The 21,230-nt window shown below is 64.2% G+C and carries 20 protein-coding genes and 1 tRNA gene; 19 read left to right on the top strand and 2 right to left on the bottom strand.

The annotated features are described in order from the left end of the window. Positions 1-23: 23 nt before the first annotated feature. A complete protein-coding gene (locus ACE1EY_RS05000) occupies positions 24-722 on the bottom strand; it encodes a 4'-phosphopantetheinyl transferase (protein ID WP_370299607.1) in 699 nt (232 codons plus the stop codon). On the opposite strand from ACE1EY_RS05000, the gene ACE1EY_RS04995 reads away from it, so the two are divergent. From ACE1EY_RS04995 to ACE1EY_RS04920, 16 genes are all read left to right on the top strand, one after another. Then, positions 703-2,028: a hypothetical protein gene (locus ACE1EY_RS04995; protein WP_291513867.1), complete on the top strand. Its 1,326-nt coding sequence runs from the start codon at positions 703-705 to the stop codon at positions 2,026-2,028. The two genes, ACE1EY_RS05000 and ACE1EY_RS04995, sit on opposite strands and share 20 nt — an antisense overlap. A 32-nt stretch (positions 2,029-2,060) precedes the next feature. After that, complete coding sequence (locus ACE1EY_RS04990) at positions 2,061-3,890, top strand: M61 family metallopeptidase (RefSeq protein ID WP_370299606.1); 1,830 nt, start codon at positions 2,061-2,063, stop codon at positions 3,888-3,890. Further along, positions 3,887-4,546 carry a glycerol-3-phosphate 1-O-acyltransferase PlsY gene (plsY, locus tag ACE1EY_RS04985; protein ID WP_370299605.1) on the top strand — a complete coding sequence of 220 codons (660 nt, stop codon included), beginning with the start codon at positions 3,887-3,889 and terminating at the stop codon, positions 4,544-4,546. Before ACE1EY_RS04990 ends, plsY begins: the two co-directional genes overlap by 4 nt. Before the next feature lie 14 nt (positions 4,547-4,560). After that, positions 4,561-5,469 carry a biotin--[acetyl-CoA-carboxylase] ligase gene (locus ACE1EY_RS04980; protein ID WP_291513870.1) on the top strand — a complete coding sequence of 303 codons (909 nt, stop codon included), beginning with the start codon at positions 4,561-4,563 and terminating at the stop codon, positions 5,467-5,469. Then, positions 5,466-6,215: a type III pantothenate kinase gene (locus ACE1EY_RS04975; RefSeq protein ID WP_291513871.1), complete on the top strand. Its 750-nt coding sequence runs from the start codon at positions 5,466-5,468 to the stop codon at positions 6,213-6,215. Before ACE1EY_RS04980 ends, ACE1EY_RS04975 begins: the two co-directional genes overlap by 4 nt. Positions 6,216-6,260: 45 nt before the next feature. Next, positions 6,261-6,337, top strand: a tRNA-Thr gene (locus ACE1EY_RS04970). A gap of 163 nt (positions 6,338-6,500) precedes the next feature. Continuing rightward, on the top strand, positions 6,501-10,109 hold the full coding sequence (locus tag ACE1EY_RS04965) for a choice-of-anchor Q domain-containing protein (RefSeq protein ID WP_291513872.1): 3,609 nt from the start codon (positions 6,501-6,503) through the stop codon (positions 10,107-10,109). A gap of 165 nt (positions 10,110-10,274) precedes the next feature. Next, positions 10,275-10,655 (top strand): DUF1304 domain-containing protein, encoded by a 381-nt coding sequence (locus tag ACE1EY_RS04960; protein WP_291513873.1) that lies wholly within the window; start codon positions 10,275-10,277, stop codon positions 10,653-10,655. Between the two features lie 4 nt (positions 10,656-10,659). Continuing rightward, positions 10,660-11,391 carry a DNA-3-methyladenine glycosylase I gene (locus tag ACE1EY_RS04955; protein ID WP_291513874.1) on the top strand — a complete coding sequence of 244 codons (732 nt, stop codon included), beginning with the start codon at positions 10,660-10,662 and terminating at the stop codon, positions 11,389-11,391. An 18-nt stretch (positions 11,392-11,409) separates the two neighbouring features. Beyond that, positions 11,410-11,835 carry a thioesterase family protein gene (locus tag ACE1EY_RS04950; protein WP_291513875.1) on the top strand — a complete coding sequence of 142 codons (426 nt, stop codon included), beginning with the start codon at positions 11,410-11,412 and terminating at the stop codon, positions 11,833-11,835. Beyond that, complete coding sequence (locus ACE1EY_RS04945) at positions 11,832-12,482, top strand: alcohol dehydrogenase catalytic domain-containing protein (protein WP_370299604.1); 651 nt, start codon at positions 11,832-11,834, stop codon at positions 12,480-12,482. Before ACE1EY_RS04950 ends, ACE1EY_RS04945 begins: the two co-directional genes overlap by 4 nt. Before the next feature lie 12 nt (positions 12,483-12,494). Next, positions 12,495-12,962, top strand: a complete 468-nt coding sequence (locus tag ACE1EY_RS04940) for a zinc-binding dehydrogenase (RefSeq protein ID WP_370299630.1) — start codon at positions 12,495-12,497, stop codon at positions 12,960-12,962. Between the two features lie 89 nt (positions 12,963-13,051). Beyond that, on the top strand, positions 13,052-14,389 hold the full coding sequence (gene ppnN / locus ACE1EY_RS04935) for a nucleotide 5'-monophosphate nucleosidase PpnN (protein WP_291513877.1): 1,338 nt from the start codon (positions 13,052-13,054) through the stop codon (positions 14,387-14,389). 63 nt (positions 14,390-14,452) lie between these two features. Beyond that, positions 14,453-15,886: an MFS transporter gene (locus tag ACE1EY_RS04930; RefSeq protein ID WP_291513878.1), complete on the top strand. Its 1,434-nt coding sequence runs from the start codon at positions 14,453-14,455 to the stop codon at positions 15,884-15,886. Between the two features lie 170 nt (positions 15,887-16,056). Further along, positions 16,057-17,094 carry a GGDEF domain-containing protein gene (locus tag ACE1EY_RS04925; protein WP_291513879.1) on the top strand — a complete coding sequence of 346 codons (1,038 nt, stop codon included), beginning with the start codon at positions 16,057-16,059 and terminating at the stop codon, positions 17,092-17,094. Positions 17,095-17,157: 63 nt separating this feature from the next. Beyond that, the gene (locus ACE1EY_RS04920; RefSeq protein ID WP_291513880.1) at positions 17,158-17,751 is read left to right on the top strand and encodes a GGDEF domain-containing protein; all 594 of its coding nucleotides are present in this window, start codon (positions 17,158-17,160) and stop codon (positions 17,749-17,751) included. A gap of 16 nt (positions 17,752-17,767) precedes the next feature. Here the strand turns inward: ACE1EY_RS04920 and ACE1EY_RS04915 are convergent, their stop codons facing one another. Further along, positions 17,768-18,748 (bottom strand): glutathione S-transferase family protein, encoded by a 981-nt coding sequence (locus ACE1EY_RS04915; RefSeq protein WP_291513881.1) that lies wholly within the window; start codon positions 18,746-18,748, stop codon positions 17,768-17,770. A gap of 125 nt (positions 18,749-18,873) precedes the next feature. Here ACE1EY_RS04915 and ACE1EY_RS04910 point away from each other — a divergent pair, with 125 nt between their 5' ends. The 3 genes from ACE1EY_RS04910 to ACE1EY_RS04900 all read left to right on the top strand — a co-directional run bounded on the left by ACE1EY_RS04910 (position 18,874) and on the right by ACE1EY_RS04900 (position 21,202). Next, entirely contained in the window at positions 18,874-19,377 is a 504-nt protein-coding gene (locus ACE1EY_RS04910; protein ID WP_291513882.1) for a GNAT family N-acetyltransferase, read from the top strand. Positions 19,378-19,480: 103 nt separating this feature from the next. Next, on the top strand, positions 19,481-20,272 hold the full coding sequence (locus ACE1EY_RS04905; RefSeq protein ID WP_291513883.1) for a MotA/TolQ/ExbB proton channel family protein: 792 nt from the start codon (positions 19,481-19,483) through the stop codon (positions 20,270-20,272). An 18-nt stretch (positions 20,273-20,290) separates the two neighbouring features. After that, complete coding sequence (locus ACE1EY_RS04900) at positions 20,291-21,202, top strand: flagellar motor protein MotB (protein ID WP_291513884.1); 912 nt, start codon at positions 20,291-20,293, stop codon at positions 21,200-21,202. Positions 21,203-21,230: the final 28 nt, after the last annotated feature.

The following is a 21,230-nucleotide window of genomic DNA, read 5'->3' as shown; positions in this document are numbered from 1 at the left end:
GCTCCAGATAGCGTGTGTTCGACTCAATGGTGCGACCACACCATTGTCAGGACATGATTTTCGGTCCAATAGTAAAACCCCTGCAGGTCGTTCAGGTGGCGGACCCAGCTGCATTGTGTGCTGGGCTCGAATCGGAGTTGGCACCCGTCCGTGAAGATTGACACATCGTGGAATCGTAGCGGCGCGACCCCTCTGGGGGCCAGGCACTTGTAGATGGCTTCCTTTGCCGAAAATCGCATGACGGCGGATATGTCCTGCGACTCCGCCTCCTGCGGTGTCAGCACATATCTCTGCGCGGCCGCGCTGAGGTCGCGTTGGCGTTCAACATCGATTCCCAGACCTGGATAGGCGTCGTTGGGAGCGACCCAGGCGGCGGCGAGGCCGCGAGTATGAGAAATGCTCCCGACCGTTGCCGGGGGCCATTGACAGCTCCCGTCCGCATTGCTGGTCAGTCCGTCGCTGGGTAGGTCCAGGGCCTTCAGCGCTTGCCGGGCGAGGTGACGGCCCATGTAATACTGTCCCCGGCGGCCCGGATGGCGCATGTCCCGGGCGGGGAAACTCGACAGTGAAATCGCTTGGTGCGGTGCCAGGTCTTCCGGCTGGTCCGGCCCCACGGCCAGGATGCTACCCAACGGCAGATGATCATCGATGACCTGCAGTCCCGACGCCGAAATCGGGCCGGTCTCAGGAGAATCCCACAGCGTGATTAAGCGGCTTGTCATAGCGATAGCGTCGCGCGACCTGTTTTCGGGTGCAGTGATCGCGATTATTGATCAGGCAATGCTCAGTGCGCTGAACCTGCTGATCGGGCTCGCCATCATCCGGCTGGGCGAGAAGCTGGATTACGGAATCTACGTTCAGCTGTTCACTCTGTTGTTACTCGCCCAGAGTTTGCAGGATGCCGCAATTAACGCGCCGATGGTTGCGTTGGCTCCCCAGCACCGGGCGCGGCGCATGCGCGCGATCTGCGCACAGCTATTTCGATTGCAGCTCGGCCTGTCGATCCTGGTCGCTTTCCTGGCATTCACCGGAATTCTGGCCACATCCTGGCGGGTGGGGGCTGAAGCATTACCGGCATCTACCGCCTGGCCCTTCGCACTGGCCGTCCTCGGGCACACGGCGCGAGGTTACGCGAGGGACTACGCATTTCTCCTGTTGCTACCGAAGCGCGTTTTGGCACTGGATACGCTCTATGTCGGCCTCGTTTTACTGGGCTTGGCCGCTGGCGTGGCGCTAGAGCGACTGGACGTCGAGTGGGTGTTTGGCTGTATCGCCACAGCTGGGCTCGCTGCCGGCGGTTTCGGATTGCAGCAGACCGGACTTCGGCCGTTCGGCCAGCACGGTCGTGGTAGGGATGTGTTTCGCAAGGCCTGGGCACTGGGGCGCTGGGCCATTCCGAGTGTCGTGCTTTGGTGGCTGTCCAATTACGCGGTCATTTATGTGGTCGCCGTACTGATGGGTGTGCTGGCGACAGCGGATGTCGGTGCATCCCGTTTGCTGTTGATGCCCATTGGTCTGTGCTCGGTGGCCTGGGGCAACATCTTCTTGCCGCGGGCGAGCCGCTGGATTGCCGCGCATGACTTTGCTCAAGTCGAGAAAGTGGCGGCGGTGGCCAGCGTGTTGCTGGCATTGCTCATCGGCATTTATATGCTGGTTTTGCTTGCTGTATACGACTGGCTGGAGGCTTGGGTACTCGGCGAGGAATACGCGGGGCTTGAGGGGCTCACCATCGCCTGGGCCGTGTACTTCGGTGCGCTCTCGTTTCGAAGTGCTGCAACCCATGCGCTATCCGCCGGCGCACAGTACCGCTCGCTGTTTGGCTACACCGTGCTGGGCTTGTGCATCACGCTTCCGCTGGTCATCGCGATGACCAGCGGTGTAGGTGTCACGGGGGCGGTGTGGGCCCAGGCGGCCGGCGAGGTGACCATGGGTTTGATTCTGTGGCTGCATGGCTGGTCGCGGTTCAAACGTGAGTCGGCTGCATCCACCAGTGGTGGCGCTCGTGCGATTCAACCAGAGGTTCCCTAGACTACGCGGGCATTTCGACCAATCCGCATCCATTGACTCCACTGCACTATCGCATCGAGCCGGCTGAACCGGCCGCCCACCGCTTCCACGTTGCGCTGACGATCCAGCACCCGGACCCAGCCGGGCAGTGGCTGACGCTGCCGGCTTGGATTCCCGGCAGTTACCTGGTCCGGGATTTCGCCCGCAACGTGCTGACGCTGGTCGCCGAATCAGGTGGCGAGCCCGTGCAGGTCGATCAGGTCGACAAGGATTGCTGGCGGGCAGCGCCTGCGACCGGGCCGCTCACGGTGTTGATGGAGGTGCATGCCTTCGACACCTCGGTGCGCACGGCCTATCTGGATTCCGAGCGCGGGTTCTTCAATGCCACGTCGCTGTGCCTGCGGGTCGCCGGGCAGGAGCATGTGCCCTGCACCGTCGATCTGATGGCGCCGGACGCGAACGCCGTCACCGGACGCTGGCGGGTGGCGACATCGATGCGGCCTGTGGAGGCCGAGCCCTGGGGCTTCGGCCGCTACGGCTGTGAGCACTACGACGATCTGATCGACCACCCGGTCGAGATGGGCGAGTTCGAGATTGTCGAGTTCGTCGCCGGCGGGCGTCCTCACGCCTTCGCGATGACCGGCGCCGGGCGCTTCGATGCCGATGCACTGGCTGCGGACGTTGCGCGCATCTGTGATGCCCAGGTCGCGTTGTTCGGCGAATTGCCCTGCGACCGCTACCTGTTCCTGAACAATGTGACCGCCGACGGCTACGGCGGCCTGGAACATCGCTACTCCAGCGCGCTGGCATCCCCGCGGCGCGCCATGCCGGCACCCGGCGGCTCAGGTCGCAGCGACGACTACGTGAATTTTCTCGGGCTGGTCAGTCACGAGTATTTCCACCTGTGGAACGTGCGCCGGCTGATGCCGGCTGCGGTTGCCAACTCGTCGCTCACAGCGCCGGCCTATTTTGACGATTTGTGGGCCTACGAAGGCATTACCAGCTACTACGATGATCTGGGGCTGCTGCGTGCGGGCGTGATTGATGCTCCGCGCTATCTCGACCTGCTGGCAAAGCAGATGACGCGCCTGGAGCGCAATCCTGGGCGCTACCGCCAGTCCTTGGCCGAGTCCAGCCGTCTGGCATGGACCAAGTTTTATCAGCAGGACGCCAGCGCGCCGAACGCCATCGTCAGCTACTACAACAAGGGTGCGCTGGTCGCCTGTGCGCTCGATCTGACGCTGCGCCGCGAGACGGATGGTGCCTGTTCGCTGGACGACGTGATGCGCACGTTGTGGGCGCGGTATGGACGGGCGATGAAACCGATTCCCGATGCTGCGATCGAGCAAATCGCCGGCGAGGTTTCGGGCCTGGACCTAACCGATTTCTTCGATGCGATGATCCGCACAGCCGGCGAGGTGCCGCTGCCGGAGCTGCTCGCAGATTTTGGCGTTACCGCGTCGGTGCGCCCGGCGACCGGTCCGGAAGACACCGGCGGGCGGCCGGGTTCAGATTCCACTGGGCCACGCTGCTGGACGGGGCTTTCGGTCAAAGGTCAGCGCCAGCCCCGGCTGACGACCGTGGTCGATGATTCGCCTGCACAGCAGGCTGGCCTCGCGGCTGGGGATCGTCTCGTCGCCCTGGATTTCGAGGAAGCGACACCCGGGGTGATCCGAGCCCTGGAACAACGCCGGGCACCAGGCGAGACGGTCGATGTGCATGCCATTCGGGGTGACCGGTTGCTGCATCGCCAACTGTCGCTGGCACCGCCGCAGGACAACACCTGGACGCTGCGCATGGATACCGGGGCCGACGAAGCCGTCGCCCATCGCCGCCTGGCTTGGTTGGGCGCCAGTGTGGCGCAGGTTAGCGAGGCGGGATGATCGAGCTCGCGGTCAAGCTGATCCTCGCCTATCTGCTGGGTTCGGTGATGGGCGGGTTGGTGCTCGGGCGCTTGACCGGGGCGAGCGATCTGCGCAGTTCGGGCAGCGGCAACGCGGGCGCGACCAACGCGCTGCGCACACATGGCAAGGCTTTCGGTGTAACGGTGCTCGCAATTGACGCGCTCAAGGGTGCGCTCGCGGTCGCCGTGATCCCCTGGTTACCCTGGCCGATTCTCGAATCAACGGTGCTGCCTGAGCGGTGGATCGCGCTGGCCTGCGGAGTCGCGGTCACGGTCGGTCATATCGCGCCGGTGTTCTTCAGCTTCGCTGGCGGCAAGGGCGCTGCGACCCTGCTGGGTGTGTGCCTGGTCGCGATACCCGCGGCTGTGCCTTGGGCCTTGCTGAGCTTCGCACTCGTGCTGACGCTGACGGGCTACGCCGGTTTGTCGACCCTGGTCGCGGCCCTGATCATCGTGTTCTACGTGGCCTGCATCGCGGCAACCGGCCTGCTGTCACCGCTCGGCGCCTTCGCCCTGGCGATGTTCGCGTTGGTGGTATGGACGCATCGATCCAATATTCTGCGCATGCTGCAAGGCTCGGAAAGCCGTTTCGAGCGCGTGATGATCTGGCGGCGCATGCTGGGAACCCGGCACTGAGCGACGGCATTCTCATGGGGCTTGCCGACGGCGCCTGGCATTCCGGCGAATCGCTGGCAGAGTCGGCTCAGATCAGCCGCGCCGCGATTCACAAGCGCGTGCAGAAATTGCGTGATGCGGGCTGGCCCATCGACGCCGAAACCGGGCGTGGCTATCGCCTACCAGGCGGCTGGGATCGCCTGGATGTCGATGCGCTCAGGCAACGGGCGCCCACCGGGTGGAGCGTCACGGTTCTCGACCGCGTAACCGGCACCAATGCCTGGCTGGCCGAGCGCGATTACGCGGGGCCCGCACTGGTGCTCGCCGAGCAGCAGACGCAGGGCCGCGGCAGCCGCGGCCGGCAGTGGTTCTCGCCGCCGGGCGTGAATCTGTACGCATCGTTCGACTGGCAGTTCGACGGCGCGTCGTCCCAGCTCGGCCCGCTCAGCCTGGTCGTCGCCGTGTCTCTGGCGGCAGTGCTGGGCCGGCTGGATGTCCGCATCAAATGGCCCAATGACCTCATCGTGAATGACGCCAAGCTCGCCGGAATCCTGATCGAGGCCAGCGGCGAACTCGCAGGGCCCGTGCGCACCATCATCGGCATCGGCTGTAATGTCGCCATGGCGGGGGCGGTGGACCTCGGCCAACCCTGGACCAGCCTGGCTGCACTTGGGCCGGCCCCGTCGCGCACGGAACTTGCAGCGGATCTGATGAGCCAGCTGGATGTCGATTTGCGCCGATTTCAGACCGAAGGCTTCGCGCCGTTTCTTCCCCGGTTCCAGGCACTGGATGCGCTGGACGACCGCGCGGTGGTGGTGGAGCAGGGCGGGCAGCGCCGTGAGGCAATCGCGCGTGGCGTGAATCTTCAGGGGCAATTGCAATGCGAATTCAGCGACGGGCTTGAAGCCCTGGTGTCAGGCGAAGTGAGCGTGCGACGGTCATGAAATGGCTACTGGATCTAGGCAACACGCGCTGCAAGTCGGCGCAGTGGACAGCCGGGTACCTGGCCCAGCCGCAAGCCGCGGACTGTGACCTCGCGTCGGTCGGTCGCGTGCTGGATCAGCTGGCACCTGCCGCAATGCCGTTGGCCATCTGGATTAGCAGCGTGGCCGGCGAAGCCGCCAACGCAGCTGTCCAGGCCTGGTGCGCCAGTCGTGGCTGGCCCGCTCCGCGATTCGTGCGCAGCCAGGCCGAATCGCTGGGCGTGCGCTGTGCCTACGCCGACCCCAGCCGGCTGGGTGTGGATCGCTGGATGGTCGTCCTCGCGGCGGCCGCCACCGGACGCAACGCCTTAATCGTTGATGCCGGCACGGCCTGCACCATTGACGCCGTCACTGCCGATGGCAGCCACCTCGGTGGCCTGATCTTGCCGGGTGTCGCCTTGGCACGGGCATCGCTGAACCAGCGCACACAGTTCCAGGCGGATGTCGTGACCACGGCACCGCTGCCGATCGTCGGCGATGACACCAACCCCGCAGTGACGGTCGGAGCCGTTCATGCACTGCTCGGAGCGATTGAGCGGGTGCGGCGGCAGCTGGGCTGGGTACAGCCGCTTTGTGTGCTGACCGGCGGCGAGGCCCCCTTGTTACAGCCGCATCTCCCGCCCGACTGGACTCTGCATCCGCACTACGTATTGGAAGGCGTCGCCCGACTGGCAGATGCGGCGGACGTGCAGGATGACTTTGGGTAAACTACCGCCCCCGCGGCGTGACGTATGCCGCTGCGGTCTCCAGATGCCGGTGTAGCTCAATTTGGTAGAGCAACCGCCTTGTAAGCGGTAGGTTGGGGGGTCAAGTCCCTCCTCCGGCACCATCCGAAGTTCCGCGTGACTGCACATGTGACCGGCCTGCGGCCGCCGTCACAAAAAATTCATCATCTCGGCTCTGCTGAGTGCATCCACTCGTGGTTTGCATCCGAACTCCTTGGCAATCCCGAACGGGATTGAACCGGATCTGATTCGACTCAGGGAGTTGAGATGACTAAAAACGATACGCGCGCGGCTCGTGGAGCGGCGCTTTTTGTGTTGGGCGGGCTGGCTGCGCCAGCTTTTGCGACGACTTACGTAGTGGACACGCTCGCCGATGTCAGCGCGGCTGACGGGCAGCTGAGTCTGCGCGAGGCGGTGATGGCCGCATCGACGAATGCAGCGGTCGGTGATGCACCTGCCGGTGAAGCGACCGGTGATTCCATCAGTTTCGCCAGTGCACTGAGTGGGGGCACCATCGCGTTGACCGCAAGCCTGCCGTCGATCAGCGATGACCTGGCGCTTGCCGGTGATGTGACGATTAGCGGCGAGTCCGCATTCCAGATTTTCTCCATCGACGCAGCCGGTGAGCCGGTGACGCTGTCCGACCTCGTGCTGGCCAACGGCACGGCGGTGAGCGGCGGTGCTCTGAGCATTGCTTCGGGTTCCACGGTGGCGCTTAACGGCGTGACGGTGCGGGACAACGTCGGCACAGGTGCCGCCGCCACGAACGGTGGCGCCATCGATAATGCCGGCACGCTGACCGTGGCCGGTGGCAGTTTTCTTCGCAATGCGGCGACGGGCGCCTCCGGTAGCGGTGGCGCGATCATCTCCAGCGGCACGCTGAGCGTGTCGGGCAGCCGCTTCAGCGGCAACACGGCGAACCGCGCCGGTGGCGGTATCGAGATCGCAGCCGGTCCGGCGACCACCCTGACGAATGTCGAAGCCTTCGGCAACGAAGTCGGTACCAGTCCGGGCAATGGGGGCTTTCTTCATATCAGCGGTGCGGTGAACTCGACCGTCGAGGGCGGGACTTTCGCGAACAACATCGCCGGCCAGGAAGGCGGCGCTCTGTGGAACAACGCCGGTACGATGACGATCAACGGCGCCAGCTTTACCGGCAACGTGGCCAATGGCCCCGGTACCGATGATGGCAATGGTGACCTGATCGGCGAAGACGGCGGCGGTGCGCTGTTCAATCAGGGCGGCACGATGATCGTGTCCAATGCCGTGATTGACGGCAACACGGCGCTGGGTGTCAGCGCAACCGGTGGCGGCATTCTGAACAACGGCGGCACGCTCACGGTTAGCGATTCGACGATTCGCAACAACCTGTCGAATCGTGCCGGTGGCGGTATCGAAGACAACGCCCGCGAGGCGGCTACGACAGTCACGCTGAGCAATGTCACGCTGTCCGGAAACGGTGCCGGCGTGGGAACAGGCACGGTCGCAAACCCTGGTAACGGTGGTGCGCTGCACGTGTCCGGTCCGGGCACGATCAATGTCGCCGGTGGCACGGTGTCCGGCAACACGGCGGCACGCGAGGGCGGCGGTCTGTGGAACGGGTCTGGCCTGATGTCCATCGACGGCGGCACGTTCACGGCCAATGCCGCGAACGGCGACGCCGGTGACGATGGCGGTGGTGCGCTGTTCAACCAGGGTGGCGACATCGTCATCACCGGGGGCACGGTCATCAGCGGCAACAGCGCGCTGGGTGCCTCCGGCTCCGGTGGCGGCATCTTCAACAATGAAGGCACCGTGTCGATGACCGGTGGTTCGATCACCGGCAACGTGGCGAATCGTGCAGGCGGTGGTATCGAGGATCGCTCGACCGCCAATGACACGACCAACGGTGTGCCGACGGTCCTGCTGACCGAGGTCGCGCTGGACGGCAACAGCGCCGGTGTGACGCTGGGCTCGCTGGCTGCGGTCGCGGCACCGGGTAACGGTGGTGGTCTGCACATCACCGGTGACGGTGGTGGCACGTTCGGCGGGTTTGTTTCGGTTGTGGGCGGCACGGTGAGCAACAACGTCGCCGCCGCCGAAGGTGCAGGTCTCTGGAACTTCGGCGCTCCCAGCATCCTGGCAGTGGACGGCACGACGCTGGACGCCAACGACGCCCAGGGTGACGCAGCCGACAATGGCGGTGGTGCACTGTTCAACAACGGCGGTGTGATGACGGTGGCCAATGCGACCATCACCAACAACGTCGCGTCCGGCGCATCGGGTTCCGGTGGCGGGGTGCTGAACTTCAACGGCACGCTGACCATCACCGGTTCGACGCTGACCAACAACGGTGCCAGCCGCGCGGGTGGGGCGCTGGAGGATGTGTCCTCGACGTCCGCGACCACGGTCACCATTACCGAGTCGACCATGGCCAGCAACATGGCCGGCAACAATCCGGGTAACGGCGGTGCGCTGCATATCACCGGCGGTGCCAGCACCGTGACCGTGGATCGTTCGACCGTCTGGAACAACCTCGCCAATAACGAAGGCGGCGGTTTGTGGGTGTTCGCCGGTTCCACGCTGAATCTGTGGAACAGCACGGTCTTCGGCAACGGCACGGCGGAACAGGATGGGTCGGGTACCCGTAATGAGGTGGGCGGCGGTCTGCTGCTCAAGCCAGGCGCCATCGTTAACGCCGTCAATGCGACCATCGCGTCGAACATGGCGACCACGGCCGGCGGCGGGGTCTTCCTGGAAGACGCCACGGCCAGCTTCAACGCCACCAACACGCTGATCGGCGACAACATGGCCGCCACGGCTGCGGATGTATCCGGTGCTGTGGATGGCAACGGCTACAACCTGGTGGCCGATGCCACCGGTGCCACGGTCAACGGGCCGGCGAATGTCACTGGCGTTGCCGCAGGTTTGTCGATGGACGGCCTGCAGATGAATGGCGGCCCGACGATGACGGTCGCATTGACCAGCGGCCCTGCCGTCGACGGTGGTCTGAACAGCACCTGTGCCGGTATGGCCATCAACAACGTTGATCAGCGGGGTATGGGCTTTGCCCGTCCGTTCGATGGCGATGCGGATGGCACGGCAACCTGCGATATCGGTGCCTATGAGACGACCGACAACCCGCCCGTCGCAATCGTGGCCAACGGCAACACCGGCAACGGTGGTGGCGTGAGCTTTGGTGCCGGCGAGCAGGATGTCGCCGCCATCGGCCTGACGGTTAACAACAGCTCGGGTGAAGCGGTTGATGTGGCCGGGTTCTCTGGAACCTTGAGCGGCAGCGGTGATTTCGACGGTGACATCACCGGCGCTGATGTCTACATCGATGCCAACGGCAATGGTGCCGTGGATGCCGGCGAGGCCACCGTGCCTGCAACCGTCAACATCGATGGCGTCGCAGGGACCTTTGTTGTGACCTTCACGCCGTCGCGCTCGGTGGCCGCAGGGTCCAGCGAGGCTTACGTCGTCGCGGTGGACTTCAGCACCAGCATCGCCTGGCTTGCGGCTCCGATGTTTGCTGGCGGCAGCCTGATGCTGCTGGGCCTGATGGGTGTTGGAAGCATCCCGCGTCGTCGCCTGCCTCTGGTGGCTGCGGCTATCGTCGCGGCCGTCGCGCTGGCTGGCTGTGAGGGTGACAACGGTGCCAATGGTGCCCGCGGAGCCCAGGGCATTCCGGGGCCGGCGGGTCCGCAGGGGCCTGTCGGGCCGCAGGGTCCGGTTGGGCCAGTCGGGCCACAAGGACCGCAGGGTCCGGGCGCGACCAGCACTACCTACCAGTTCACGCTGACGGCGGTCGACGCGGCCGGTGCGGATTCCGGTCTGGTGATTCAGCCATCTGGTCTGCCGACGTCCGGTCCGGTGATCACCATCATCGACTAGAGCACGACTGGGGAACCCCAGGCCCCCGGCACTTCGGTGTCGGGGGCTTTTTTGTGCCTGGCGTCGCGCGCGTCGGGCGGCTCCCGCATAATGCGGCCCTGTTGTGGACGCTGCGGTACACAGCCCCAGTGGTTGCGGCCGAACCCAGGGGGACAAGGAGACGACATGCAAACCATTGCGTTGATCCCGGCCGGGCTCGCGGCGCTGCTACACATCGTTTTTTTTCTATTCGAATCGGTGCTGTTTTCGCGCCGGGACATCCAGAAGCGATTTCAGGTCGCCTCGCCAGATGCCGCTGAAGCCATCCGCCCCTGGGCGCTGAATCAGGGGTTCTACAATCTGTTTCTGGCGGTCGGTTTGATCCACGGCATCATCGTGACCGCGCTGGGATATCCGGCGACCGGTCGGCCCATCATGCTCGTGATCTGCGCGGTGATGGTCGGTGCCGCCGTGGTGCTGGGTATCAGCGATGCGCGGATGCGCCGCGCCGCTCTGCTGCAGGGCGTTCCGCCCCTGGCGGCCGTTGTTTTGCTGTCGATTGCGTGAACGGGTGAGCAAGACCGAGTCGTTTGCGCGGATCTTCGAGCGCGCCTGCCGCCGCAAGGGTGGTGAGGCGGCCATCGAAACCTTGTTGCCTGCGGTGGCGAGCACGGAGGCACTGGCCGCATTGGGCGATGACCGCTATCTGAGCCTGATGACCAAGCGTGTGTTTCAGGCCGGGTTCGCGTGGCGGGTCATCGAGCAGAAATGGCCGGGTTTCGAAACCGCGTTCCGGGCGTTTGATCCTGAGCACTGCGCCGCGCTAGATGGCCCTGGCCTGGAAGCGCTGGCCGCCGATGCCCGCATTGTTCGCAATCGGCAGAAGATCGCCTCGGTGCCGCGCAATGCTCGCTTCGTGCTGGACGTGGCCCAGACCCACGACAGCTTCGCGCACTGGATTGCCGCCTGGCCGGCGGAGCAGATTGTGGATCTCTGGCGTGAGCTGGCCCGCCGCGGTGCACGCCTGGGTGGCATGAGCGCCTGCATCTTCCTGCGTATGGCCGGCAAGGACAGCTTCCAGCTCACCGGCGACGTGGTGGCGCTGCTCGTGGCCAATAACGTCGTGAGCAAGCAACCAACCACCCGCGCAGAGCTCGCCGCATGTCAGACGGTATTCAACGCCTGGGCCGCTGAATCCGGCCGGCCGCTGGCCCATGTGAGTCGCATTTGCGCCCTGTCCGTCGGTGACAACTGGATGCGCAGCGATGAACCGCCGCCCCCGTTTTTGCTGGACCCGGAATAAGCCTGACCAAGGACTCACATGTCGACCGTTGATGATTACCCCCACCAACTGAACATACCTACGCGCTGGAAAGACAACGACGTCTACGGCCATGTCAACAACGTCGAGTACTACAGCTATTTCGACACCGTCATCAACGACTACCTGATTCGCCACGGTGGTCTGGATATTCACGACGGGCCGGTCATCGGTCTGGCGATCGAGACCGGCTGCAAGTTTCATCGCTCGCTGGCCTTCCCTGAAATGGTGGCCGCCTGCCTGCGGGTGGACCGGCTGGGCAACAGCAGCGTGCGCTACGGGATCGGACTGTTCGGTGAGACCAGCGCCGAGCCTGCGGCCGAAGGGCATTTCGTCCACGTGTTCGTGGACCGGGTCAGTCGCCGGCCTGTTCCGATTCCCGATGTCCTGCGCCAGGCCTTACAACAACTGGAGACGACGACATGAGAACGACACGCGCCGCGATTCTGCGTGAAATGGGAGCCCCTGCACCGTACGCAACCAGCAAGCCGCTGGAGATCCGCGAGGTCGCGCTGGCTCCGCCGGGTGCCGGCGAGGTCACCGTGCGGATCAAGGCGGCCGGCCTTTGTCATTCCGATTTGTCGGTGATCAACGGATCACGTCCCCGCGTGATGCCGATGGTGCTGGGCCACGAGGCGGCGGGTGAGGTCGTCGAAGTCGGCGCCGACGCCGGCCTACTGCAGGTGGGCGATCACGTTGTCTTTTCGTTCGTGCCGGTCTGTGGTGAATGTCCGGCGTGCGCCGAGGGCCGGCCGGCCATGTGCGCGCCCGGCGCGGTCGCCAACACCGGCGGCTCGCTGCTCAGCGGCGCCAAGCCGTTTCATGATCAGGCGGGTGAGCTGAATCATCATCTTGGTGTTTCGGCGTTTGCGGACTACACGACGGTATCGGCCAAATCCTGCGTGGTCATCGACCCCGAACTGGATTTCAAGATCGCCGCGCTGTTTGGCTGCGCGGTGATGACCGGTGTGGGCGCGGTCGTGAACACGGCCAAGGTGGCGCCGGGCACGAGCTGTGCGGTTTATGGCCTAGGTGGCGTGGGCCTGGCGGCATTGATCGGCGCGCGGGCGTAGGGCGCCAACCCCCTGGTGGCTATCGATCTGTCCGACGACAAGCTGGCGCTGGCTCGGGAGTTGGGCGCCACGCACACCGTCAACGCGGCTGATGCAGATGCACTGGAACAAGTCAGGGCGATCACCAACGGTGGCGCCCGGACCGTGGTGGAATCCGTCGGCAGCGCGAAGGTGTTGGAGACGGCCTACGCCGCGACCGGCCGCGCCGGTACCACGGTCACGGTCGGACTGCCGCATCCGAACGCGCGCCTGGATATCCAGGCCGTGAGCCTGACCGTCGATGAGCGTGTGCTGCGCGGTAGCTACATGGGTTCCGCGATACCCGCCCGCGATATTCCGCGCTTTATCGCGATGTATCAGGCCGGGTTGCTGCCGGTGGATCGCTTGCTGTCGCACACGCTGAAGCTCGAAGACATCAACGAGGCCTTTGACGTGCTGGATCGCGGCGAAGCCGTTCGCCAGGTCGTGGTGTTCGACTGAGCTCGCGGCACCACCACGGCGCATGGTTTCATGTCGCCTGACAACAATAAGGGGCGGCGTTTGAGTCGCACCCCACAAGGCTGGACGAGATGGATGCAGATATAGGGCCGCGCGGGCGGTTGCGCTTGCTGTCGCGCCGCGAGGTGGCGGCGTTGTCCTCGACGGAGGCGGGTGGCCTGCACGAGCAGTTCCGTGCCTGCGCGCTGGCGGTGCTGAATATCGGCAGTGAGCTGGATGACGCCGCTGCAGTGATGAGTCGCTATGCCTCCTTCGATGTCCGCATCCGCGAGGAGCCGCGGGGCATCCGACTGCAGTTGATCAACGCGCCGGATCAGGCTTTTGTCGACGGCGAGATCATCGAAGGGATCCGCGAGCACCTGTTCAGCGTGCTGCGCGATCTGGTCGCCGCCTCCGGCATTCCGCAACTTGACTCACCGGCATCCATCACCGATGGCGTGTTCGAGTTGCTGCGTAATGCCGGAGTGATTCATGCCGGGGAGCGCGCACCGCTTGCCGTGTGCTGGGGTGGACACGCGATTGCGCGTGAAGAGTACGACTACACCAAGGAAGTCGGCCACGCGCTGGGCTTGCGGGGAATAGACGTTTGCACCGGCTGCGGCCCCGGTGCCATGAAGGGGCCGATGAAGGGTGCGGCTGTCGGACACGCCAAGCAGCGGTTGCGCGAGGGGCGTTTTCTGGGTGTGACCGAGCCGGGCATCATCGCCGCCGAGCCGCCCAATCCCATCGTCAACGAACTGGTCGTGCTGCCGGATATCGAAAAGCGGCTGGAGGCATTTGTGCGGCTGGGCCATGCGATGATCGTGTTTCCCGGTGGCGTCGGGACGGCGGAGGAAATCCTGCACCTGCTGGGCATTCTGCTCGACCCACAGAATGACGCCATGCCGTTTCCGGTGATCTTTACCGGCCCGCCGAGCGCGCGTGCTTACTTCCAGCAGATGCATGAATTCATCGGCTCGACGCTGGGCCAGCCCGCCCAACGGCTTTATCGCATCATTATTGATGATCCCGTCGCTGTCGCTCGCGGCGTTGCCGAGGGCGCGACCCAGGTCTTCGATTGGCGTGAGAAAACCCGTGATGCTTTTGGCTTTAACTGGAAGTTGCGCATTGACGGCCAGTTCCAGACGCCGTTCCACCCCACGCACGAGGCCATGGCGGCGCTTAGCCTGCATCGGGATCAGCCCAGCAGCGATCTGGCGGCCAACCTGCGTCGGGCGTTCTCCGGCATTGTTGCAGGCAACGTCAAACCGGCTGGTATTCAGGCCGTGGCCGAGCATGGTCCCTTCGAACTGGCAGGCGAACCTGCCATCGCCGGAGAACTGGATGCCTTGCTGCGCAGCTTTGTCGAACAACGACGGATGCGACTGCCCGGTTCGGAGTACGTGCCCTGCTATCGCATCGTGCGATGAGTCGGCTGCGCTAAGGGCATGACTGCTCAGCCCAGGGCCGCCAGGCCTGCAGAGTCTCGTGTCGTGGGATCGATCCGCTTTTTCTACGGCATCGGCTCGGTCGCGGAAGGGGTGAAGGACACGGCCTTCAGCATCTTCCTGTTGTTCTACTACAACCAGGTATTAGGGCTCTCCGGCACCCTCGCGGGGCTGGCCATCCTGATCGCGTTGTTATTCGATGCCGTGTCTGACCCGCTGGTGGGTGCCTGGTCTGACACCGTTCGGACTCGCTGGGGCCGTCGCCATCCCTTCATGCTGGCCAGCGCCCTGCCGTTCGGGTTGGCGTTGTGGGCGCTGTTCTCGCCACCGATCGATCTGGATCAGCCCGTGTTGTTCGCCTGGCTTGTCGGTTTTTCGGTGCTGGTGCGCCTGTGCCTGACCGCTTATTCGGTGCCGAGTAACGCGATGCTGCCCGAGATCAGCTCGCATTACGACGAGCGCACCGAACTGGTCGCCTATCGATTCTTTTTCGGGTGGCTTGCCGGCCTTGGTATCGCGACGTACGGATACTTCGTGCTGTTCGCGGCACAACCCGGTGGCGCCGATGGCCGCCTAGTCGCCGAGGCCTATCGCAGTTACGGGCTGCTGAGTGCGGTGCTGGCGACACTGGCCATCGTGTTATGCGCCTGGGGTACACGGCGCCTGATTCCGCAGTTGCGGGAACGCATGATTCACCGGCCGCTGCATCCGCGGCAGCTGCGCCATGATCTGCGCACGGTGTTTGGCAGCCGGCCGTTCCGCGTGTTGTTTGCCGGTGCACTGTTTTCCGCTGCTGGCTGGGGCTACATCAACGCCACCAGCTTTTACGTGAACACCTATTTCTGGGGCCTGAGCGCGGAGCAGATCGGGGTGCTGAGTCTAAGTCTCTACCTCGGGTTGTTCGCAGCGTTCGGATTGGCGCCAGTGATCAGCCGCGAATCCGACAAAAAGCAGGCGGCCGTGTGGTTGTCGCTGTTCGCGCTCCTGTTCGGGCCAGCGCCGATCTTCGCGGCGTTGGCGGGCTGGATGCCGGACCCGGGGTCAAAGGACTTGGCGATCCTGCTATTCCTGCACACAGGCTTGCTCTTTGTCGCGTTGATTTCGGTCAGCATCCTCACGGCGTCGATGATCGCGGACGTGACCGACGCCACCGAGGCTGAAACAGGCGAGCGTCACGAAGGCTTGTTCGCGGCGGTGATCGCCTTCGTGATCAAGGCCACTTCGGGTCTGGGCACCTTGCTCGCGGGGATCGTGCTCGATGTCGTCGGCTTTCCGCGCAACGTGGCGGCGAACGCCCCCGCGGAGGCGATATCGTTGGTTCAGGTCGACCCGGCGCAAGGCCAAGCGTTAGGCGCGGCGGTCGGCGTGTTGATCCTGGTGCTGTTCGTGGCGTCGGTGGCCTGCCTGATGTGCTATCCGCTGAGGCGTGCCGATCACGAGGCGATGCGCCAGAAGTTGGCTGGGGTCGGAGACCGGTGATGACGCTCAATCTGTGGGCCGCAAATACCGCGGAATCTGGGCGACTGGTGTATGCTGCGCGGTGTCAAGGAATAGACACGCGACACGGCGCTGCAGGGTCATCAAATGGGGACTGATCATCAGAATCAGAGCGAACACCCGGCCGTGAAAGTACAGATGAGCCCAATTCCATGACCAACATGATTGAATCCGTGCACGAGCACATTCGGCGCGAGGTGAATGATGTTCACGGCATCAACATTGATGAAGTGGACCACAGCCTCAAGCGTGTGCTCGGTCTTGTGGCAGGAGGCACTGCCTGCAAATGGGCATGGCTATCCATGGTGGTTGGCGATTTCCTGGTTCCGGTTGCCGCACATGGCTGTGAACCGGATGTGTTGCAGCGCTACGATTCGCTGGAATGGTCGGTGATCAAGTCGGGAAAGCCGGCGCGGGTTCGCGATGTGCACGAGCCAAGGGACGAGCAGAACGACGCCTTGTCCATGGATCACACATCACTCTGTTCCCTTGCCGTGTACCCGGTCTTTTCCGGCTATCAGGAAAACACCATCGGTCTGCTCACGGTTGCGCATGATCGAATTCGCACATTTCCCAGCGTTCAGCAGCGGGTGATCCATGACGGCGTCCGTGTCATCGAAGACATGCTGGCGCTGCGTAGCGATTCGATTCGTGATCCGCTGACCGGCTGCTTCAATCGTCGTCATTTTGATCGTCAGATCCAGACGGAATGGCGGCGCGCCAATCGCAATCATCTGCCGCTGAGCTACGCCATCATTGATGTCGACCAGTTCAAGCCCTTCAACGACACCGCGGGCCATGCCGAAGGTGACCAGGTTCTCCGCCGCATTGGAGCGGGGTTGACGGCAAGAACCCGGCGCGCGGGCGATCTGGTCTGCCGTTACGGGGGCGAGGAGTTCGGGGTCATTCTTCCGAATACCCCCGGCGACGCCGCGCTGATCCTGATGAACGAATTCCGGCGCGCGGTGCAGGATATGGAGATTCCGCATCCGGCGTTCGGCGGCAGCCCGGTGACCATTTCGGTGGGCGTGTCCACGGCATCGAGCTTCGAGGACGTGGTGCGCAACGACGCCGAGTTCTACATGGAGCAAGCAGACCAAGCCTTGTACCGAGCCAAACAAGCCGGTCGAAATCGCGTGGTCGCGGCCTGGGAGGAGCCGGGCCGGCCGCAGAACCAAGCGGCTTCGTAGACATCAAAAAGGCGTACGCGCATGCTCTGCGCTGCGTGGTGTTCCACGCTTACGAGGCAATCGATGCAGAATCTCAGCCAGCTCAAGCAGTGGCGCCGGGCCGTTGACCCGGCCGTGGAACTAGCCGGATTCGACCCGCGCACCGGCTTGGCGGGCCGTGACTTGTTGCTGGCTCGTCTGGAGCAGCAATGGGCGTTTTGCACCAAGCAGCAGCTGAATATCTGCCTGCTGCTGATCAATATCAGCCGGTTCTCGTTGGTGCGCAGACAGCGCGGTGAAGATATCGACAGTACGCTGCTTGCTGTCGGTCATGTGGTCTCTCGCGCCTTGCGACGTCGGGCGGATTTCGCCGGCCACATCCGGGCGGGCGAGTTCAGCGCGATTCTGGCGGACGTGACGCCGGACGGCGCGCGTCATGTCGCCGGGACCATGATCGAAGCCGTCCGCCAGGCGAAGATCCCGCTGCCCGGTGCGCCGACGCAATGCGTGCGTGTCTGCGTGGGGGGCGCCTGCTTTGTGCCGACACCCCATCATTTTTCCAAGACCCTGCTGACACAGGCCGACCAGGCGTTGGATGAAGCGCGAGGGCAGGGCGGCGACTGTGCCGTTGTCTATGACATGGGCGACCATCCGGACCTTGCGCGGGGTGGCTGGTAGCCCGGCTGGCGGCGAATCAGCCCAGCGTTTCGCGCCCGTGGGGCGCATCAAAATCCAGGTCCGGCCCAATCGGCACAACGCCGGTCGGGTTCACCTGCGGATGGCTGCCATAGTAGTGGCGCGCCACATGCGTCAGGTTGACGGTCTCGCCAATGCCGGGCCACTGGAACAGATCGCGTGTGTACGGCCACAGATTCGCGTAGTCGATGACTCGGCGGCGATTGCACTTGAAGTGACCGTGGTAGGCCGTGTCGAAGCGCAGCAACGTGGGAAACAGGCGCCAGTCGGCCTCGGTCGGTTCCGCGCCGGTCAGAAAGCGTCGGCTCCCAAGCGTCTTGTCCAGCCGGTCCAGAGCATCGAATAGCGGCTCCACGGCTTCGTCGTAGGCGGCCTGCGTGGAGGCGAATCCGGCCTTGTAGACGCCGTTGTTCACGGCGTCGTAAATCCGCTCGTTCAGCGCATCGATCTCCGGCCTCAGCCGGTCGGGATAGTAATCGCCCGGCTTGGCTCCGGCTGCGTCAAAGGCGCTGTTGAACATCCGAATGATTTCGGATGACTCGTTGCTGACGATGGTCTTTCGCTGCGTATCCCACAGAATCGGCACGGTGACACGGCCGGTCATGCCGGGCTCGGCGGCGAGGTAGACATCCCGTAGCAGCGCGTGGCCCATGAGTTTGTCGCCGGTGACGCCTTCGCCAGGCTGAAAGGTCCAGCCGTGCTCCGCCATGTGCCAGTGCACGACGGACACATCGATCATGGACTGCAGTCCTTTCAGGGCTCGGAAGATCAGTGTGCGATGCGCCCAGGGGCAGGCGTAGGACACATAGAGGTGGTAGCGCCCGGCTTCGGCCGGAAAACCGCCGTCGCCGCTGGGGCCCGGCGCGCCATCCGGCGTGATCCAGTGGCGAAAGGCCTGTTCCTGCCGCTTGAATCGACCGCCATGCTCGTTGGTGTCGTACCACCGGTCATGCCATTCGCCGTCGATGAGTAAGCCCATGGGCTGCGTCCTGCTGCATGTGGAGAGCAGACGCTAACGGAGATGCCGGGCCGACGCACGGGGCTGTACAGGGCGGGCATACTGAGCACGAATCCGAACGCCTGCCTGAAGGGAGCCGCCGCCACATGTCCGAATGCCAGCTTCGCGACGCCACATCGCGGGATGCGCCCAGCATTGCGGCGATCTACAACCCGTTTATCACCGATACCGTCGTCACCTTCGAGGAGCAAACGGTCTCCGCCGACCAAATGGAAGAACGCCTGACCCGGCTGCAGGAGCAGGGTCTGCCCTGGCGCGTAATCGAGCGTGACGGCCGTGTACTCGGCTACGCTTATGCCGGCCTCTGGCGGGCGCGGGCGGCCTATCGCTTCGTTGCCGAAAGTGCGATTTACCTGAGCGAAGCGGCGCGTGGGCAAGGGTTGGGCACAACGCTATACCAGGACTTGTTCGAACAGTTGCGCGCGCGCGGCATGCGCATGGTGATGGGCGTGATTGCCTTGCCGCATCCGGCCAGCGTGGCCTTTCACGAGCGGCTCGGTTTCGAGCGCCAGGGCGTTTTCCCGCAGGTGGGATACAAGTTCGACCGCTGGATCGATGTGGGCTACTGGCAGCTTGACCTGACGCGCTAGCGCTGTCGCCGTTGTAGCGCGGCCGGTTCAAGAGTCTCCGGATGCCGCCGATAGACAGGAGCATCCCGGACAGCTCGGACACACGGCACCCAAGGCGGCACTCATGGATCTCGCGACCCTCATCGGTCTGATCGTCGGACTCGTCCTCATCGTGGGGTCGATGGCGATGGGCACGGGCATCGGCCCGTTCATCAATCCCCCTGGTCTCATCATTGTGGTCGGCGGCGCGTTCTGCGGCACATTGGTCCGCTTTCCTATCGGCGAGTGCTTCAGGGCCTTCGGTACCGCGACCAAGACGGCGTTCAAGTACAGCGCCGTTGACCCCTATGAACTGATCGAGACCGTCAAGGTGATGGCCGACACCGCCCGCAAGAAAGGCATGCTGGCCCTGGAAGACGCCGAGGTGCCCGACCCGTTGTTGGGCAAGGGTATTCAGATGTGCGTTGACGGTCACGACGCCGACTTCATCAAGGATTTGCTGGGCAAGGAAATCACCACATCAATCAAGCGCGCGGAGATGGGTGAAAAGGTGTTTCGTGCCATGGGTGACGCCGCACCTGCTTTCGGCATGATCGGCACGCTGGTCGGTCTGGTGCAGATGATGGCGACGCTGGATGATCCCTCCGGCATCGGGCCGGCGATGGCCGTGGCGCTGCTGACCACGCTATATGGCGCGATGCTGTCGAACATGTTCTTCCTGCCCATCGCCGACAAGCTCGCGATGCGGGCGGAGCAAGAGATGGACGCGCGCACGCTGATTGTGGAGAGCGTGGTCGGGATTCGTGAGGGCACGAGTCCGCGTCTGCTCGAGCAATGCCTGAAGGCCTGCCTGCCGGAAGGCAAGGGCAGCAAGGCCGCCAATGACGACGGCGCCGGCCAGCCGGCTGCGGCCTGAGTCGCGGCGCTGCCCCTCATGTTCGACCGACCAAAGCAGCACAAGAAGGGCGCCGACGTGCCGCTATGGATGGCCACCTTCGCCGACATGATGTCGCTGATGATGTGCTTTTTCGTGCTGTTGTTCGCCCAGGCGAAGATGGATGTCGCCAAATTCGAATCGGTGGTCGGTTCGCTGCGCGACGCCTTTGGCGGCGTGCAGTACATCAGCAAGCGCGAGGATGCGCAGCAGGGCCTGGAGGCCGGCATCATCTCCGGTACCGGACATAACAGCGTGCCGACGCAACAGGTTCGCACCGTCGAGAAGGTGGTGTCGACCACGGCAGGCGATGCGCTGTACAAGAAGCTCAAGGAAGGTCTGCGGGAGGACATCGCCGCCGGCCGCGTCATGCTGGAGCGCAATCGCGATCAGGTCGTGGTGCGGTTCCCCGAGCATGTGTCGTTTCCATCGGGCAGCGCCCGGCTGGTGAGCGGTGCGACCGAGTTGATCCATCGCGTCGTGAGCCTGATTGATGGCGAATCGCAGCAGGTGACGGTGGCGGGGCACACGGACAACGTCCCGTTGCGCGGTGGCATCTTTTCCTCGAACTGGGATTTGTCGGCGGCGCGGGCCGTGTCGGTGGCGGAGCAAGTGTTGCAGGTTGGGTCGGTGGCCGAATCGCAGCTGGTCGTCAGCGGTTATGGAGCCTCACGCCCGCTGGTGACCAATGACAGCGTGGAACACCGCGCCCGCAACCGCCGTGTCGAGATCCTCGTCGCCTACCGTCAGGACGCTGAGCCCACAGCGGGTGCGAGCACGGATGATGCGGCACGAGCTCCGCCGACGGGTGCATCACCGGAGTCCGTCGAAGCCCCAGCGGTGGAGCATCCACAGGTGCCGCGCTCGGGCACGCTGTGGGACAAGCTCGCGCGCGAGGAAGCGGCCAGCTAACGCGTCCGATGTCTTTGATGCCAAAGCA

The organism is Abyssibacter sp., assembly GCF_964229365.1.
Taxonomy (GTDB): domain Bacteria; phylum Pseudomonadota; class Gammaproteobacteria; order Nevskiales; family OUC007; genus Abyssibacter.
Note: the sequence above shows the minus strand (reverse complement) of the source record. Positions and strands in the feature narration are given on the sequence as shown.

Coding starts and splice junctions, on each gene's coding strand:
- ACE1EY_RS04910 (WP_291513882.1), top strand. CDS start 18,874: ATGTCCGAATGCCAGCTTCGCGACGCCACATCGCGGGATGCGCCCAGC.
- ACE1EY_RS04980 (WP_291513870.1), top strand. CDS start 4,561: ATGGGGCTTGCCGACGGCGCCTGGCATTCCGGCGAATCGCTGGCAGAG.
- plsY (WP_370299605.1), top strand. CDS start 3,887: ATGATCGAGCTCGCGGTCAAGCTGATCCTCGCCTATCTGCTGGGTTCG.
- ACE1EY_RS04920 (WP_291513880.1), top strand. CDS start 17,158: ATGCAGAATCTCAGCCAGCTCAAGCAGTGGCGCCGGGCCGTTGACCCG.
- ACE1EY_RS04960 (WP_291513873.1), top strand. CDS start 10,275: ATGCAAACCATTGCGTTGATCCCGGCCGGGCTCGCGGCGCTGCTACAC.
- ACE1EY_RS04950 (WP_291513875.1), top strand. CDS start 11,410: ATGTCGACCGTTGATGATTACCCCCACCAACTGAACATACCTACGCGC.
- ppnN (WP_291513877.1), top strand. CDS start 13,052: ATGGATGCAGATATAGGGCCGCGCGGGCGGTTGCGCTTGCTGTCGCGC.
- ACE1EY_RS04975 (WP_291513871.1), top strand. CDS start 5,466: ATGAAATGGCTACTGGATCTAGGCAACACGCGCTGCAAGTCGGCGCAG.
- ACE1EY_RS04965 (WP_291513872.1), top strand. CDS start 6,501: ATGACTAAAAACGATACGCGCGCGGCTCGTGGAGCGGCGCTTTTTGTG.
- ACE1EY_RS05000 (WP_370299607.1), bottom strand. CDS start 722: ATGACAAGCCGCTTAATCACGCTGTGGGATTCTCCTGAGACCGGCCCG.
- ACE1EY_RS04945 (WP_370299604.1), top strand. CDS start 11,832: ATGAGAACGACACGCGCCGCGATTCTGCGTGAAATGGGAGCCCCTGCA.
- ACE1EY_RS04925 (WP_291513879.1), top strand. CDS start 16,057: ATGACCAACATGATTGAATCCGTGCACGAGCACATTCGGCGCGAGGTG.
- ACE1EY_RS04900 (WP_291513884.1), top strand. CDS start 20,291: ATGTTCGACCGACCAAAGCAGCACAAGAAGGGCGCCGACGTGCCGCTA.
- ACE1EY_RS04915 (WP_291513881.1), bottom strand. CDS start 18,748: ATGGGCTTACTCATCGACGGCGAATGGCATGACCGGTGGTACGACACC.
- ACE1EY_RS04905 (WP_291513883.1), top strand. CDS start 19,481: ATGGATCTCGCGACCCTCATCGGTCTGATCGTCGGACTCGTCCTCATC.